The sequence below is a fragment of the Prosthecobacter sp. genome (assembly GCF_014879935.1).
Lineage (GTDB): Bacteria > Verrucomicrobiota > Verrucomicrobiia > Verrucomicrobiales > Verrucomicrobiaceae > Prosthecobacter.
Genome location: NZ_JACSRD010000123.1, coordinates 164,682 through 180,841 on the forward strand (window position 1 = coordinate 164,682; position 16,160 = coordinate 180,841).

16 protein-coding genes are annotated in these 16,160 nt (G+C 61.1%); 9 read left to right on the forward strand and 7 right to left on the reverse strand.

All coding sequences use genetic code 11. From position 1 onward, the window contains the following. Positions 1–4 precede the first annotated feature (4 nt). From IAE77_RS09765 to IAE77_RS09775, 3 genes are all read left to right on the forward strand, one after another. Entirely contained in the window at positions 5–2,167 is a 2,163-nt protein-coding gene (locus IAE77_RS09765; protein WP_294225399.1) for a bi-domain-containing oxidoreductase, read from the forward strand. Further along, entirely contained in the window at positions 2,167–4,011 is a 1,845-nt protein-coding gene (locus IAE77_RS09770) for a heparinase II/III family protein (RefSeq protein ID WP_294225402.1), read from the forward strand. Before IAE77_RS09765 ends, IAE77_RS09770 begins: the two co-directional genes overlap by 1 nt. Positions 4,012–4,134: 123 nt before the next feature. Continuing rightward, positions 4,135–4,596 carry a hypothetical protein gene (locus tag IAE77_RS09775; protein ID WP_294225404.1) on the forward strand — a complete coding sequence of 154 codons (462 nt, stop codon included), beginning with the start codon at positions 4,135–4,137 and terminating at the stop codon, positions 4,594–4,596. Between the two features lie 5 nt (positions 4,597–4,601). Here the strand turns inward: IAE77_RS09775 and IAE77_RS09780 are convergent, their stop codons facing one another. From IAE77_RS09780 to IAE77_RS09800, 5 genes are all read right to left on the reverse strand, one after another. Further along, positions 4,602–6,236 carry a peptide ABC transporter substrate-binding protein gene (locus IAE77_RS09780; RefSeq protein WP_294225407.1) on the reverse strand — a complete coding sequence of 545 codons (1,635 nt, stop codon included), beginning with the start codon at positions 6,234–6,236 and terminating at the stop codon, positions 4,602–4,604. A 100-nt stretch (positions 6,237–6,336) separates the two neighbouring features. Further along, the gene (locus IAE77_RS09785; protein WP_294225410.1) at positions 6,337–6,663 is read right to left on the reverse strand and encodes a hypothetical protein; all 327 of its coding nucleotides are present in this window, start codon (positions 6,661–6,663) and stop codon (positions 6,337–6,339) included. A 72-nt stretch (positions 6,664–6,735) separates the two neighbouring features. Continuing rightward, the gene (locus IAE77_RS09790; RefSeq protein ID WP_294225413.1) at positions 6,736–7,611 is read right to left on the reverse strand and encodes an ABC transporter permease; all 876 of its coding nucleotides are present in this window, start codon (positions 7,609–7,611) and stop codon (positions 6,736–6,738) included. Beyond that, positions 7,608–8,528 carry an ABC transporter permease gene (locus tag IAE77_RS09795; RefSeq protein ID WP_294225416.1) on the reverse strand — a complete coding sequence of 307 codons (921 nt, stop codon included), beginning with the start codon at positions 8,526–8,528 and terminating at the stop codon, positions 7,608–7,610. The genes IAE77_RS09790 and IAE77_RS09795 overlap by 4 nt, the downstream gene beginning before the upstream one ends. Further along, positions 8,525–9,301 (reverse strand): creatininase family protein, encoded by a 777-nt coding sequence (locus IAE77_RS09800; RefSeq protein ID WP_294225419.1) that lies wholly within the window; start codon positions 9,299–9,301, stop codon positions 8,525–8,527. Before IAE77_RS09800 ends, IAE77_RS09795 begins: the two co-directional genes overlap by 4 nt. Positions 9,302–9,446: 145 nt before the next feature. Here IAE77_RS09800 and IAE77_RS09805 point away from each other — a divergent pair, with 145 nt between their 5' ends. Next, positions 9,447–9,803, forward strand: coding sequence for a hypothetical protein (locus IAE77_RS09805; protein ID WP_294225422.1), 357 nt, complete (start codon positions 9,447–9,449; stop codon positions 9,801–9,803). Beyond that, positions 9,800–10,168: a CoA-binding protein gene (locus tag IAE77_RS09810; RefSeq protein ID WP_294225424.1), complete on the forward strand. Its 369-nt coding sequence runs from the start codon at positions 9,800–9,802 to the stop codon at positions 10,166–10,168. The genes IAE77_RS09805 and IAE77_RS09810 overlap by 4 nt, the downstream gene beginning before the upstream one ends. A 23-nt stretch (positions 10,169–10,191) precedes the next feature. Here the strand turns inward: IAE77_RS09810 and IAE77_RS09815 are convergent, their stop codons facing one another. Next, entirely contained in the window at positions 10,192–10,461 is a 270-nt protein-coding gene (locus IAE77_RS09815; protein WP_294225426.1) for a hypothetical protein, read from the reverse strand. Here IAE77_RS09815 and dgt point away from each other — a divergent pair. The 3 genes from dgt to IAE77_RS09830 all read left to right on the forward strand — a co-directional run bounded on the left by dgt (position 10,460) and on the right by IAE77_RS09830 (position 13,824). Continuing rightward, a complete protein-coding gene (dgt, locus tag IAE77_RS09820; protein ID WP_294225428.1) occupies positions 10,460–11,731 on the forward strand; it encodes a dGTP triphosphohydrolase in 1,272 nt (423 codons plus the stop codon). The two genes, IAE77_RS09815 and dgt, sit on opposite strands and share 2 nt — an antisense overlap. A gap of 76 nt (positions 11,732–11,807) precedes the next feature. Then, a complete protein-coding gene (locus IAE77_RS09825) occupies positions 11,808–12,455 on the forward strand; it encodes a hypothetical protein (RefSeq protein WP_294225430.1) in 648 nt (215 codons plus the stop codon). 118 nt (positions 12,456–12,573) lie between these two features. Further along, positions 12,574–13,824, forward strand: coding sequence for a GDSL-type esterase/lipase family protein (locus IAE77_RS09830; protein ID WP_294225432.1), 1,251 nt, complete (start codon positions 12,574–12,576; stop codon positions 13,822–13,824). Between the two features lie 6 nt (positions 13,825–13,830). On the opposite strand, the gene IAE77_RS09835 is transcribed toward IAE77_RS09830, so the two are convergent. Next, positions 13,831–15,066 (reverse strand): LL-diaminopimelate aminotransferase, encoded by a 1,236-nt coding sequence (locus tag IAE77_RS09835; RefSeq protein WP_294225438.1) that lies wholly within the window; start codon positions 15,064–15,066, stop codon positions 13,831–13,833. 128 nt (positions 15,067–15,194) lie between these two features. On the opposite strand from IAE77_RS09835, the gene IAE77_RS09840 reads away from it, so the two are divergent. Beyond that, positions 15,195–15,983 (forward strand): matrixin family metalloprotease, encoded by a 789-nt coding sequence (locus IAE77_RS09840; protein WP_294225440.1) that lies wholly within the window; start codon positions 15,195–15,197, stop codon positions 15,981–15,983. Positions 15,984–16,160: the final 177 nt, after the last annotated feature.

Consider the following 16,160-nt stretch of genomic DNA (forward strand, 5'->3'; position numbering starts at 1 on the left):
ACTCATGCGACAACTCGCCCAATACCAGGACGGACGGCTTGAACTTCAGGACGTGCCTGCTCCCGTGCCACCTCCAGGCGGAATCCTGGTGCGGACGACGTGTTCAGTGATTTCGCCAGGGACGGAGCGGATGAAGGTGGAGCAGGCGCGGATGTCGCTGCTGCAAAAGGCGAAAGCGCGCCCGGATCAGGTGAAGAAGGTGCTCGATACAGCGAAGACACTGGGCTGGAAGGCTGCGATGGAGAAGGTGCGAAACCGTCTCGAATCGCCCACCCCGTTGGGTTACTCGGCGGCGGGTGTGGTGGCGGCGGTGGATGAACTGAACACGCGTTTCCGCGTGGGAGATCGTGTCGCCTGCGGCGGGGCCGAGTGTGCACATCATGCGGAGATGATCGCGGTGCCAGACTTGCTTGCGGCTCCAATTCCCGAAGGAGTGGAGGACTGGCAGGCGGCTTACACGACGCTGGCCTCGATTTCGATGGAGGCTGTGCGCCAAAGCGGTGCGCGCCTCGGTGAACGTGTGCTGGTGATGGGCCAGGGGCTCGTGGGCCTGCTGGCAACGAGCCTTCTCAAGGCCTCTGGCGCACGCGTGATGGCCGCCGACTTCGTCGCGTCCCGATTGGACGTTTCCAGGCAGATGGGGGCTGAACGCGTGGTGAACCCGGGGCAATCAAAGCTCGAAGACGAGGTGCGTGACTGGACCGGCGGCCACGGCGTGGACGCGGTGTTGCTTTGTGTCGGCGGCAAAGGTCGTGAGGCGGCAGATTCGGCCATCGACTGTCTGCGTGATCGCGGCGTGATGGTGATCGTGGGCATCTACGACGCCGAACTGTCGTGGAAGACGGCCTACATGAAAGACATCCAGGTGCGCTACTCGCGCAGCTACGGCCCCGGCCGCTACGATCCGCAGTATGAGTGGGGCGGGCAGGATTACCCCATCGGTCATGTGCGCTGGACGGAGAACCGGAACTTCGAAGCGTGCCTGGAACTCATGCGCACGGGGCAGCTTGATCTGAAGCCGGTGACCACGAGGCGGGTGCGTTTTGACGAAGTCACCGCCGTGTACGACTCACTTGAAAGTGAAGTGGGTATCGTGGTCCAGTATGATTTGGCGGCTCGCCGCAGCGTCCTGGAGTGCGCCGGCCCTCCGGCGCTTTCGGACGTCTCGCAGCCTGCGGGAAGCTCCAGAGGGCTGGAGCACTCCAAAACGCTGTCGCGCATGCCATGCACCAGCCTCGATGTGATCGGTGCCGGGAACTTCGCGCGGACGATGCTGCTGCCGCATTTGAAGGGGAAAATCGCCTTCGGAACCATCGTGAACGCCACCGGCCTCTCCGCACGGCATGTGAAGGAGAAGTTTAGCTTTGCCGACGCTGGGACCGACGCTGCGAAGGTGCTGGGAGCTTCGGGCGGAGCGGTTTCGATCAGCACGCGCCATCATCTGCATGCGGCCCAGGTGCTGCTGGCGCTGCAAAGCGGGAAACAGGTGTTCGTGGAGAAACCACTGTGCCTCACGCGTGAGGAACTGGCGGAGATCGACGAGGCGATGACGAAAACGAGCGGCAGCGTGATGGTGGGATTCAACCGGCGCTTTGCCCCGGCCACGGCTGCGATGATGGAAGTGCTGAAATCGGTTTCCGGACCGAAGACACTGGCCTTCCACGTGAACGCCGGTGTGCTGGCACCGGATCACTGGTATGCGAACGTCGCCGAGAGCGGCGGACGTGTGCTGGGCGAGGCCTGCCACTTCTTCGATTTCGCCTGCCACGTGCTCGGCAGGCCGGTTCAGGTGACGGCGCAGACCATCGGCCGGCCGAAGGTGCCTGATTCGGTGACGGCGCAGCTCGAATTCGCGGATGGATCGTCCGCACAATTGATCTACTCAGCGGAGGGCGATTCCGCGTTTGCGAAAGAGTCGTTCCGAGTGTTCGCAAACGGCCTTGTCGTTGAATGCGAGAACTTCATGACGCTCTCCATCTTCCAGAAACGGAAGAAGTCGGTGATGAAATTCAGCTCCAAAGGTCATGCGGAGGAAATGGCCGCGTGGCTGGCTTATTTGAAGGCGGGCGCTGAGCATCCTCTCCCCTACGAGCAGTCGCGCCAGAGCATGCGGCTGACGTTTGCGGCTCTGGATTCCATCCGCGAGGCACGAAGCATCTCACTGTGATGAAACTGGGCCAGAAGGCTTCGTGGTATGCGCAGCGATTGCGCGCCATGAGCGTCGGCGAGATCGGCCGCCGTGTGATCGAGCGCTGGGGACGTGCTGCCGAGCCGGCGAAGCTGAAAAAGCTCTCGCGAAGCCCCTGGGACGGCACTTTCACCGATTTCCCAAAGCTGCCCTGGCGTGAACGCGTCCCGCAGGAGCTGCGCAAACAACTGGCGGCGGATGCGGAACGGCTGGTCCGTGGTGAATGGGAGCTGTTCGGCTGGCGCAGCATCGAGGTCGGCGCACCGCCGTGCTGGCATCGTGATGCGACGCTTGGAGTGGTGATTGACCCCGAAGTTCCGGCGCGGAAGCTCGATCATCGTCATCTGGAGCATGGCGCTGACGCACGCGCCATCTGGGAGATCAACCGCTGGTCGGAAATGACGCGCATGGCCATGCACAGCGCGTTGAATGGCGACGTGCATGCCATCCGCGTGGCGCAGCTGTGGCTGGAGGACTGGTGTGACCGCAACCGGCCCGGACACGGCATCAACTGGACCAGCCCGCTCGAAGCCGCGCTGCGGTTGATGAACTTCTGCTGGTTCGACGCGCTGGTGCGCGGCTGCAACGACCCGGAACTGGCCCGCCGCCAGGATGAACTGACCGCGCGGATCGTTCCTGTGCATGCCTGGTGGATCTGGCGGCGGAGATCGTTCGGATCGTCAGCGAACAATCACCTGATTGGAGAACTGGCCGCGTTGGTGATGGCGATCACGCGCTGGCCGGCGCTCGCACGCATGACGAGTTCCGTGATGCACGTGCGGGAGCTGCTCGAACGCGATTTTTTGCGGCAGTTCGCCACGGATGGCGGCAACCAGGAGCAGGCGCTGCATTATCATCTCTTCGCATGGGAGATGGGCTGGCATGCAGCGGCGGCCGTCGGCGGCTTGGGAGGCGAGGTGCCCGACAGAATGAGGAAAGCGGCGCAATTTTTCATCGATGTCGCCGAGACTTCGGAGCCATGGGACTACGGCGATTCGGACGATGCGCAGGTACTGCCGCTGGCGCTGAAACGATGCCGGGCTGTGGGGGAATTTCGCGGCTGGCTGCTGAACAAGCCCGAGGGAGCGAGCCTGCGCTTCTGGATGGGAGCGCCGCCCGCAGGACTGAAGGCAACGGCACGCAGCACGTGGCACAGGTATGTCGAAAGCGGCCAGGCGGTGTGGCGTGACGCCCGCTGGACGGTGCGGGCAGACGCGTCTCCGCTGGGATTTGGCGCCATGGCGGCACATGGCCACCTCGACGCGCTGCATGTCTCGCTGTGGTTCGAGCAACATGCCCTCGTCGTCGATCCCGGCACCGGCGCCTACTACAGCGATCCCGCTTTGCGCGCACAACTGGCCTCGTGGGAGGCGCATAACGGACCCGTTCCGCTGTGTGGCCGCACCACACCGCGACGCATGGGCGCGTTTCTGTGGGCCGATCATCACGACCGCCCGGCGGTGGAAATCAGCGATGACATTTGCGTGATGCGACTCGCCCACGAAGGCGGACCGGTCCAGCGGGCCGTGTGCGCGGCGCAGGGCCAGGTGGAGATCTGCGACAACGTGGGCGACGCCCAGGAGCATGTGGTGACATGGCAGCTCGCTCCCGGCTGGACCATCGAAAAGACCGGCGGCCAGGCATTCGTTTGCAGTCACGAGGAGGGCTTGCGTGTCCAGGGCCTCTTCAACGGCGACGCGATCAGCGGCTGGGAGACGGTGGAACGCGAGGTGTCCCCCCATTTCCGCGAGCTGACCCGTTCGCTGGCTGTGAGAATCATCTTCAAAGGCACTCTGACAACTCTCTGGAGCAAGGCCGGATGACAGGCCCGACATGGAAGGACTGATGCGAGGCGCGGGAAAAGGTTCCCGCGCCTTTTTCGTGCCGTCGTTCATGACAACGCACAGTCTTTGACAGGCGCGGGCGGCCGGCACGTAGATGCAGCCATGAACCGCCCTCTATGCTGCGTATTCTTCGTCCAGATGCTGTGCGCTGGCAGTTTGCCGGCTCAACGAGCGGACCCGATCGGGCACAAGCGCCTCGCCCAGGCTCACGCCTACGCGGCCAACGCCGAGGCCCTCGCCAATGGCGGGGCGGAATTCCCGCACAAGCGACGACTGGACGCCGCCAACAAGCTCGAAAACACCGTGTTGCGCCATGAGCTGAAGATCATGGTCGAGGTGGTGCGGGTGAAGTTCACCTCCATCCAGCTCGAACCGGTGCAGAACAATGTGCTCGCCCACATCCGCATGATCCGGCACCAACTGACCAACGACAAGGTGGATCGCTCGCTGGAGGACATGCGGAAAACCATCCGGAAACACCGCAATAACGAAAAGAAATACAGCCCGACGCGGGATCTGCAGGATCAGGTGGAGGCCATCAACGCGGTGCTCCGTTCGCAATAGAATCCTCAGGGCTTCAATTCCACCGCCTTGTAGCAGCGATGCTCCAGCAGCGAGGGCAGCAGGCCTTTGACCTCCGGCCGCATGAGATAGGAATGCGTGTACCAATACACGGGCAGCACCGGAGCCTCGTTGAGCATGAGGGTTTCGGCCTCCTTGAGAATCTGCAGGCGCTTCGCCGCATCGCCTTCGCGGAAGCTCTGGCTGATGAGTTGGTCATAGCGCGGGCTGCTCCAGCCGGTGTTGTTATTGCCGTCACCCGTCTGCCACATGGCCAGGAAGGTGGAGGGGTCGAGATAGTCGCCCACCCACGCGGCGCGGCAGACATCGTAGTCCAGCTTGCGCTGGGAGTCGAGATTCACGCCCCAGTCCTGGTTCAGCACTCGCACCGGAATGTTCAGATGCTTCTTCCACATGGCCTGGACGGCCTCGGCCAGCGTGCGGTGCGCCTCGCTGGTGTTGATGAGAATGTCGAACACCGGAAAGCCTTCCCCATCCGGATAACCGGCAGCCGCCAGCAGGCGTTTCGCCTCCGCGGGATCGAAGCGCATGACGTCCGGCGTGTGATAGTCAGCCAGCGTGCCTGGCGGCGTGAGACCTGTGGCGGGCTTCTGCCCCGCACGCAGGATGTTTCGCGTGATGGACTCACGATCGATCGCCAGTGCGAGCGCACGGCGCACGTTCACATCGTCAAACGGCTTCCGGGTGACATTGCAGCGGTAGAAATAGACGCTGAGCAGTGGATCGGAGTGGAAGAAGGGAGATTTTTTCTCGCGATAGACGGGAATCTTCGCCAGCGGCATCGTGAGCGTGGCGTGGAGCTGCCCGTCGAGAAAGGCACGCTCCTCGGTGGTGTCGCTGACGATCGGGAGAAACACAATGCCATTGAGCTTCACGCTGGCGGCGTCCCAGTAGTGTGGATTGCGCTCGACTTCGACATTCTGGTTCACGAGCCAGCTTTTCAGCCTGAAGGTGCCGTTGCAGACCATGTTGCCGGGACGCGTCCAGCGTGTGTTGCCGCGATCATCGATTTTCCCGTGCTTTTCGATGACGTGCTTCGGCACCGGGAACCACGAGTAGTGTTTCAGCATGCTCGGCAGGTAAGGGGCCGGGCCTGTGAGCGTCACTTGCAGCGTGTGATCATCCAGCGCCTTCACTCCGACCTGCGTGAAGTCTTTGAGCTTGCCGGAATGATAGGCCTCGGCGTTGAGCAGCGGGTAAAGCATGGTCGCGTAGTCGGCGCCTAGCTTTGGCGAAAGGATTCGCTGGTAAGCAAAGAGGAAATCCGCCGTGGTGACGGGCGAACCGTCGCTCCATCGGCCCTGCGGCTGCAGTTTGAATGTCCATGTGGTGAACGTGCCGTCGTGCGTCCAGGATTCGGCGGCACCGGGAGCATCGCCGTCCGGATTGCCGGCCGCAGGTGCGATCAGTCCCTCGAATATCGAGTGGAAGATCATGTGCTCCGGCTGTCCGCTGGCGAGCTGCGGATCCAGCGTGGCGGGCTCCGTGCCATTGCCGAGCAGCAGGATTCCCTTGCGGTTCGCCTCCTCCACCCGCGTTGGCCGGTGCGTGCGCACCTGATGAAACCAGGCGATGCCTGCCACGGCGGCGATGAGAATGAGGATGCGGACAAGCCACTGCATGTGACGACCATGACATGCGATGCCCCAGGTGGCAACAAAACGGCCCCGCCGTGCACTGGCGGGGCCGCGTGGGTTTTTCACGGGTCAGTTTTCGGCGCTGCTACCTGCCGAAACCGAAGCTGAAACTGATGCCGCTGCGCGGAGATCCATAGGAGGGACGATACCCGCTGTGGCCATGATGGTGATGGCCGGAGCTGTAACTCGGACCGCAGCCAGGGCGCTGTGTGGGGAGCGTGACCCATTGGCCGATGGGGCGACCGCAGCGGTCATATCCGACGATGCGATACTGGGCCACGATCGGAGCGCCCCAGGAGGTGTAACCGACCACACGAGTGGCGCCATTGTGGCAGGTGTCGGCCTTGGCGGACGAGGGAGCTGCAAAGCCAAGAACAGCAGCCGCAGCGATGACAGAGAAGAGTGTTTTCATGGAAGAGTGGAATTGTTTCCGCTCTCTCAGACGAGGTCGCTTTCAGGCTATTCAGCCGCCACGAAATTTTTTTCAGGCCTGGTGTTGCGACATCGATTTCGGATCGAAGGCATCGCGAAGACCATCGCCAAGGAGATTCAATGCGAGCAACGTGGCCGAGAAAAAGAGGCCGGGATAGAGCAGCAGCCACGGATAAGTCTCCATGGAACTGGCACCTTCACGAATCAACACCCCCCAGCTCGCATCCGGTGGCTGGATGCCGAGGCCGAGAAAGCTGAGCGCGGCCTCCAGTAACATCACTCCTGGAACCGTGAGGCTGGCGTAGATGATCACCGGCCCGGTCACATTCGGAAGCAGGTGTTTCCACACGATGTGCCAGAAACCCGCGCCGCTGGCACGCGCGGCGGTCACAAACTCGAGATTCTTCAAGGCGAGCACCTGTCCGCGCACCACACGTGCCATGGTGAGCCATTCCACTGCGCCGATGGCGACGAAAATCAGCCAGAACTCGCGGCCCACGATCACCATGAGCAGGATGACAAAATTGATGAATGGAAAGGCATACAGGATGTCCACGACGCGCATCATCGCCGCGTCAGCGCGTCCTCCTGCGAGGCCGGAAATCATGCCATAAAACACACCGATCACTGCCGCGACGGCCGTGGCGAGCAGCCCGACCTCCAACGACACTCGCCCGCCATGCAGGATGCGCGTGAGCATGTCCCGCCCGAGCGGATCTGTGCCCAGCCAGTGGCTGAGACTGGGATTCGTGGCCTTCAGCTCGAGATTCTGCTGCGACTGTTCGTACGGTGACAGCTCCGGCCCCACGCCGCAGAGGATGACGAGCATCACGATCAATCCCAACGCGCAGGCATTGATGCGGCTGCGCATGAGCCGCCGCCCGGCGGCACGCATGGGGGAAACGCCAGTCATTGCAGGGCTGCTCATGCGTGAAGTCGGATGCGGGGGTTCAGCAGCGCCTGGAGGATGTCCACCAGCAGGTTGAAGCTCACGATGAGAGCCGCGTAAAACGTGGAGATGGCGATCGTGAGCTGGTGGTCGCCGTTGGTGGCGGCAGCGATGAAGAACTGGCCAAGGCCCGGGAGCTGGAAGATGGTCTCCACAATGAACGAGCCGGTGAGCAGCCCCGCCGCCGCTGGACCGAGGAAGTTCAGCACCGGCAGACTGGCGAGCTTCATCGCATGCAGAAACACCACGGACGTCTCTCCCGCGCCCTTCGCTCGTGCGGTGCGGATGAATTCCTGCGCCAGGGTCTCCCGCAGACTGCCACGCGCGAGCCGGGCGATGTAGGCGCTGTAAATGACGCCCAGGGTGAGCGCTGGCAGCACCCAGTCGGTGGAGTCAAACCAGCCGGCCACATTGAACCAGCGCAGCTTCAAGCCGAACAGCATGGCAATCAACGGCCCGAGCACCATGCTGGGCGTGCAGATCCCGAGCGTGGCCACCAAAGTGCTGCCACGATCTTCGAGCGTGTTCGGCCGCAGCGCCGCGATGGCCCCCAATGGCACACCAATGCCCAACGCGATCACCAATGCGGCGATTCCAACCGTCGCGGACACCGGAAACCCGGAGGCAATGATCTCGTCCACGCCACGGCCTTTGTAGTGGTACGAGTCAGGAAGATCGAGCGTGACGTAATGCTTGAGGGTGAGGCCCAGGCGCACAATCCACGGCTTGTTCAGGCCGAAGTACTCCTCCTGCGCCTTCTTCGTCTCCTCGGAGACGTTGCGCTCGTTCCTGATCGCACCCCCGGGCACCATTTGCGACAGCGTGAAGGTGATCGTGATCACCGCCAGGATGACGACGACGCCTTGGACGAAACGGCTGACGAGGAAGCGGATCATTTCGACGGCTCGTAGAGCTTCGTGATGTCCACGGCGGCGAGTTCGACGAGGTAGGTGGCGATCTTGGCACCGAGCGCCTCCAGATAGCGCCTTCCTTTGTCGGCGGTGCTGTGCTGTGGATCGCCGCTGCCAGTGTCGTTCGTGGCCTTCAGCCAGTCCCGTTGCGCCCAGGCCCACTTCTCATTGATGGCCTTCAGTTTCCAGCGGTTGTCCGTGCCGGGGCCCCATTCGCCCTTCGGCAGCACCAGATGCGGATGCAGGTGCATGATCAGGCTCGTTTCACGTTCGTCAGCGTGATCACCGATGATCTCGAAAATGTCATCGCCTTTCACGGCCTGGAACCAGCTCACGGTGCTGAGAAACATCTTTGGATGACGCGCCTGAAGCTCACGCAGCATCTGGCGGAAGTCGTTGCCGCCATGGCCGTTCATGATGACGAATTTCATCACACCGACGCCTTCCAGACTGGAGATGACATCCTCCAGCACGGCGAGTTGCGTACTGGGATTCATGTTGATGCAGAACGGGATGTCGAGCTGGCCGGTTTGGACGCCGAAGGGCACGTTTGGCAGGATGGCGACCTTCGCGCCGGCCTCCCATGCGATGCGTCCGGCTTCGGCGGCGATGGCATCGTTCTGCAGCGAGTCGGTGGCATACGGCAAGTGATAATTGTGCGCCTCAGTCGCGCCCCAAGGCAGAACAGCGACCTCATAGCGGGTCTGCTGCACGTGTTTCCAGTTCGTTTCGGCGATGATCCAGGGTCTCGGGTTCATGAGGGGACTAGCATTAAAGTTTCAAGCTGCCGATGGCAATAGTGTTTGGCTCCCCTCCAGATGTTTAATTACACCGCAGAGGTCGCAGTGAACGGAAGCAGGAGCCAAGGTTGCATTTCGCAGCATCGCCGGGATGATGCGGGCCATGTTTGAGTCGAAAACCGAACCGCTGGCACCACGCCATGCCTTTTTGTGGCGCGTGGTGAAACATCTGGGAGTGGCAGCCGCCGTGGTGCTGTCTGCCCTGGCCATCGGTGTCCTGGGGTATCACCACTACGCGAGATTGGGCTGGATCGACAGCCTGTTGAATGCGTCGATGATTCTCGGCGGCATGGGACCGGTGGGAACGCTGGACACGGACGCGGCAAAGCTGTTCGCCTCGTTTTACGCCTTGTTCAGCGGGCTGGTGTTCATCTCTGTCATGGGCATCGTGCTCGCACCGGCAGCGCATCGTGCGCTGCACCTTTTCCACCTCGACGAAAAAGACCTCGAAGAATCATGAAAACCGAACGCGTTGCCATCGTGGGTGCCAGTGACAATCCTGAACGATACAGCCACAAGGCGCTGCTCCTGCTGCGCCGCCACGGCCATGAAGTCGTTCCAGTGCACCCAAAACTGACAGAGATCGAAGGAGCCCCGGTGGTGCCCGACTTGAGCGCCATCACCGGTCAGGTGGACACTGTGACGATGTACGTCGGCCCGGCCATCTCCGCCGGATTGCAGGAGAAACTCACCCTGCTGCGACCACGGCGAGTCATTTTCAATCCTGGCGCGGAAAATGCAGCATTGGAGACAGCTTTGACGAAAGCTGGAATTGTCTGCGAGGAGGCATGCACGCTGGTGCTGCTGAACACGGGGCAGTTTTGAACGCCTCCCTTCACCGCCCCGTCTCAAACCGCATGCTCGAAATCCAGAAAGCCCGCATCCATGAACGCAGCAGGCTCCGCGCGAAGGGAGCGAGCGAGGACGAGATCGAACGGCTGCAAAACGCCGACCGGCTCCCTTTCAGGGCCGCTTTCGAGAATGGCAGACGCCGCCCGCGAACCGACACTCCACCTGCGGATGGGCCGCTGCTGGCTGCCCGCCAGCCCGGTATTCGCAGGTGACTTGGTCCTTGCCCGGTCCGCCTGACCTGCCAACATCGCGGGCACGACCTGCATGCCCGCGAATCGCTTTTATTCCTCCTTCGACTTCGAAACCTCCGATCCGCGCTCGGCGCAGCCCGGCGAATATCGCAATCCGTTTCAAATCGACCGCGACCGCATCATTCACAGCAGCGCGTTCCGCCGCCTCCAAAGCAAGACGCAGGTGTTTCTGTCAGGCGAGTATGACTTCTACCGCACACGGCTGACCCACAGCATCGAGGTGGCGCAGATCGGCCGCAGCATCTGTGCCTGGCTTTCCCAGCAGGGGGGCGTTTTGGGTGATGACTGCTTCATCGACCCCGATCTCGTCGAAAGTGCCTGCCTGAGCCACGATCTCGGCCACCCGCCCTTTGGCCACGCCGGTGAACGGACGCTGCACGAGCTGATGAAGCCCTACGGTGGTTTCGAGGGCAACGCCCAGACCCTGCGCATCCTGACGCAGACGCTTTTCAGCGAAGGCCGTGCCGGCATGAACCCCACGCGGGCGCTGCTCGATGGTGTTTTGAAATACAAGACACTGCGGGCCGAGACGCCGGACGCGAAGAATCATTACCTCTACGACGACCAGGAGCGCTGGCTGGATTTCACGATGGGCAGCCAGGCATTTCCCGCCGAACTCACGCCCGGAAAGGAACGCAACGGCTTCAAGAGCATCGAATGCCAGATCATGGACTGGGCGGATGACACCGCTTATTCGCTCAACGATCTCGCCGATGGCATCCACGCTGGCTTCATCAACGTGACCAAGGTCGAGCGCTGGGCGGCGGAACAGACGCTCAGCAGCGATGACAGCAGCGGCGTGGAGTTTCTTTGCAAGGCGATGCGAGACGGACGCGTCGAAGGGCGGCTGAACCGCCTTATTGGCGAATGCATTCGCGCCACCAAATTGGTGCCGACGGCCAATTTCCTCAGCCAGAGCACGAAACGGCATCAATTTGCCCTCCAGATCGATCCTGTGCAGCGTCGCCGGGCCGATCTGCACAAGAAGATCGCCCTGGATCTCGTCTTCCTCAGTCCGCAGCTCCAACAGCTCGATCACAAGGCGGACTTCATCCTCAAACGCGTGTTCGAAGTGCTGCGGGACCGCTACATCGAGCCCACCCGGCCGAAGGGGCTGCATTTGATGCCAGCGTCGATTGAAAAAGAGATCCAGCAGTCAGAGTCCGCTAGCCAACGGGCCCGCCTCGTATGCGACTGGATCGCGAACATGACCGACCACTTCGCCTTCCGAACCTATCGCCGTTTGTTCGACGCTGACTTTGGTTCCATCACGGATTTCGTATGAGAAGCCAGAATTCTATTGGAATCTATTGCGCTCCGAAGCTCTAATCCTGCGTCTGGAACCAGCTCAGCATCCTCCCATGAAGAACCTTTTGATATCCCTGCTGTTGTTTTCTATCGCCGCATGCTTCGCCGCTGACGCCCCGAAGAAACAAGCGCAGCTCCTGCGCACTGTGGCAGCCCAGGTGCTGGGATCAGACGGCTTCCCCAAAGGCACTGCCCAGCTTTCCAAGGGCGTCATCTTCGACGTGGTGGAGGAAACTTTTGCCGACGTGATCGGATCCATGAATGGCCGGAAATTCCGGGTGTCGAAACAAGCAGTGACGATTACCGAGAAGGAAGGCGAGCTGAAGAGCACCGTCGCAGGGTTCAAACCGGGGCAGCTTGTCATTCTCAGCGCCCGGTATTCGCTGGAGGGGAATCAGCCGCGTAATGTGAAGCAGCGGCTTCAGAAGTATCTTCCCCCGGATGGCATCCTCACGGAACCCTTCACTTTTCTCGTCACGGACGACCTCAGCCTCGCCGCTGAAAATCAAAAAACACTGGTTCAAAGCAGCCAGACAGCGGTCGTCGTGACTGACCCGCTCACCGGCCGTCGTGTGATGGTCACCCAGACGCAAAACACCGCCACCCGCACCGCTCCGAACACGCTTGTGGTCGAATACACGTTCAATGGCAGGAAAGGCCGGAAGGTCGGGATGGAAGGCAAGCAGATGACGCTGCCTTGAATCGAGTGCACGGTTTCAATAGCCGTGCTGACATCGAAGTTGCGATCCACCGGAGCGGCAGAAACGACGATCCCGCCTTTGGATGAACTTCCACGTCCGTTTTCCGTCTGAGTTCCGGATGAGAAAACTGATTTCCGCGCTCCTGCTTCTGGCCTGCACCAGCCAGGCGGAGCAGTGCCTGGTGATTGGCGACAGCCTCACGAAGGAGTACGAGGCTGAGTTTCCGGGATTGTTTCCGAGCAATCCGGCTTCCTGGCAGGCACGGAACTGGATCGAGATCCTCCATCAGCACCGCACGGACTGGTTTGACACGGGCTCCTTCGACGTCTGGGCGGACATACGGGCCACAGGACATGCGCACAACTGGGCCGTGCCGGGAGCGACGACGAGTGAATTGAAAAGCCTCATCACCAATCCCGTGAACCAGTTCTGGTGGGTACCATCGCTCAAGAATCACATTCGCTACGATGTGGAGCGCGTCGTGATCTTCGCGGGGGGCAATGACGCAGACAGTTACTATGCGAATATCTACAACGGCCTCGCCGGCCCTGAGGTCACGAACACGACGCTGAGCAACCTGCAGTGGCTCGTGGACTGGGTGCGTGGATTGAAGCCCTCCATTCCCATCGTGCTCGTGAGCGTGCCTCACGTTGGATGCACTCCGAAGATTCAGCAGGGCTATCCCACGGATCCCGTGAAGACCGCCCGCGTCACCGCTGCGATGGATTCTTTGAACGCCAGCCTCGCCGCGTGGGCACAGACGCAGGGCATCGGTTTCGTGCCAGGGGTGTATGAGATGACGAAAGCCCTCATCACCGACCCGTTTCGCATCAACGGCATCGAATTCTATCGCGTGGCGGATGCCGATGCCCGGCCGCGGTATGTCTTCAGCGGCGATGGCTTCCACCCCAGCACCTGTGCGCACGCGAAGATCGCCCAAATGGTGGTGCAGGCCTTCAACAACACCTATCCAGCGACTCCGATCGAGCCACTGACTGACGACTATCTCACCACGACCGTGCTCGGCCTCGATCCGAACCTGCCATTCAACGAATGGATGGCTGCCCAGGGCCTCAGCGGCACGTTCACTGATGATTCAAATGGCAATGGCGTGCCGAATTTGATCGAGTTCGCCCTCGATCAGCCCGCGATGCCGCAGCCGGCGATGCAAAGCGGTGTGTTGAGCCTCACGTATCGTCCACGAACCGTCTTCACCGAATGGGGCACGCTGAAGGTGCAATCCTCCACCAACCTCCTCGACTGGACCGACGTGCCCGAAAACCAGATCACGACCAATCCCGATGGCACACGCACCGTGAGCACCGCGGCGACGGAGAAGGCGTTTCTGAGGTTTCAGGCGCTGCCGTAAGCCAGATCAAACCAGCGCGGCGATGCGGCGGCAGACTTCCTCGACGTTCGAGCGGCTGTTGAAGGCGCTGATGCGGAAATAGCCTTCGCCGGCGCTGCCGAAGCCGCTGCCGGGCGTGATGACCACGTTTGCCTCGTTGAGCATCTTGTCGAACATCTGCCAGCTCGTGAGGCCATTCGGGCAGCCGACCCAGACGTAGGGAGCGTTCACGCCGCCATAGACGGCCAGCCCGGCCTTTTTGCAGGCTTCGACGAGCAATGTGGCATTGCCCATGTAGTGCTCGATGAGCGCTTTGACCTGCGCCTTGCCTTCGGGGCTGTAGATGGCCTCGGCTCCGCGCTGGACGATGTAGCTCGTGCCGTTGAATTTCGTGCTGTGACGACGACTCCAGAGCGGATGGATGGCCTGCTTGCCACCAGCCTTCGTTTTGCCCATCAAACCCTTCGGAATGACGACGATGCCGCAGCGGACACCGGTGAAGCCACCGTTCTTCGAGAAGCTGCGGAACTCGATCGCGCAGTCGCGAGCGCCTTCAATCTCGTAAATGGAACGCGGCAGCTCCGGATCGCGGATGAAGGCCTCGTAAGCGGCGTCGTAGAGGAGCGTGGTGCCGTTCGCGAGGGCGTATTTCACCCAAGCTTCGAGCTGCGCACGCGTGGCGACGGCCCCAGTGGGATTGTTCGGGTAGCAGAGGTAAGCGAGATCGACGGGCTCGGAGGGAATGTCGGCCACGAAACCATTTTCGGGCGTGCATTTGAGGTAGTGCAGGCCGGCGTAGGCCCCCGCTTCGTTCGCATCACCGGTGTTGCCAGCCATGACGTTCGTATCGACGTAAACCGGATACACCGGATCGGTGATCGCGATCTTGTTCCCCGCGCCAAAGATGTCGAGGATGTTGCCGGTATCGCACTTGCTGCCGTCGGAGATGAAGATCTCATCGGCCTCGATGTTCAGCCCGCGAGATTTGAAGTCGTGCTCAGCGATGGCGTTGCGCAGGAAGTCGTAACCCTGCTCCGGGCCGTAACCGCGGAAGGTGTTGCGGTCGCCCATCTCATCGACGGCCTTGTGCATCGCCGTGCGCACGGCTTCGGGGAGCGCCTCGGTCACATCGCCGATGCCACAACGGATCAGGCGCTTCGCAGCCTCCGCGTTCGCCTCGGTGAAGGCTTTCACACGGCGGGCGATTTCGGGGAAGAGGTAACCGGCTTTGAGCTTGTTGTAGTTTTCGTTGATGTAGGCCATGGCAGGAAAAGGAGGGCCGCCATGGTGGCGAATCAAAGCAAAGGGTCAAGAGAGGTGGTGATCGTGCGCGAACCCTGGAATCGCACCACCTAATTCTAGGAAAACAGCGGTTAAATCACTGACTCCAAATGAGTTACAACAGGGCCAGGGACACTTTTTACAATTATTTTAATGCAACAAAACTCGGCTCGTCTTTTCTGAGGAGGTTCTTAAAATTGCGTCAAGCAATCGACAAACTGAGAATTGTGGCAGAAATACAACCAACCATGAAAAGCACGCTGTCCAGGCTCGCGCCCCTGCTCTTGATCCCTTGCCTCCTTGCCAATTGCGCGTATCCGCGCGCCACCGAATGGCAGTCCAGGCCGGTCAGTTATTACAAGCCCGGATTGTGGCACAAACCGCATTTGACCTGGCGGCTGAACACGCTGACCCCGATTCCGGCCCATTTGTCCGAACCTGAGCTTCTTCGCGAGATCGACAAAAGCTTCAGGAGCTGGGAGCCAGGCCGGGTGTTCACCTTTTCTCCCTCCAGTGGTGGAAAAGCCGACATCGTGGTCGGCTTCGACTCGGCACCGGGAAAATCATGGGACGGGCGGTTGGGGATGATGGCGGATGCAGCCTTTCCGTGGACTGCCAATCGCGGTCATATCTACCTCGATCCATCCGAATGGTGGACCACGAAATCGTTCGCCTGGCTCGGGGACCCCATCACGGCCTGGCTGCCTTACTCCATTGGCAACGTTCTAGGCCTGCCACATTCCGATCGTTTTGGTTCGAACATGGGCAAAGGGCCGTTTAGCCCGCCTGGAAAGAAGGATTTTGAGTCGTTGCGGCTGCTGTATGCGGCAGACTCCCTGTCTCCCACCGGTGTTTACGGGGTGAACGAGCGCTCGGGTTACCGTTTCAGCGCTCACTGAGGAATCGGGAGCACCCTCACTTCGTGTCGTCCGGGCTTCTGCTGAGGATTGGGCTGACGAGCTATGGACGTCGATGGGGCTGTCGAGGGCTTTGACGTATCGATCAGGAGCCTGGCTCGCGTCCTCAATGACATGCGTCTAAACAAGGATTTACAATTCTTACATATGCGAATCGGG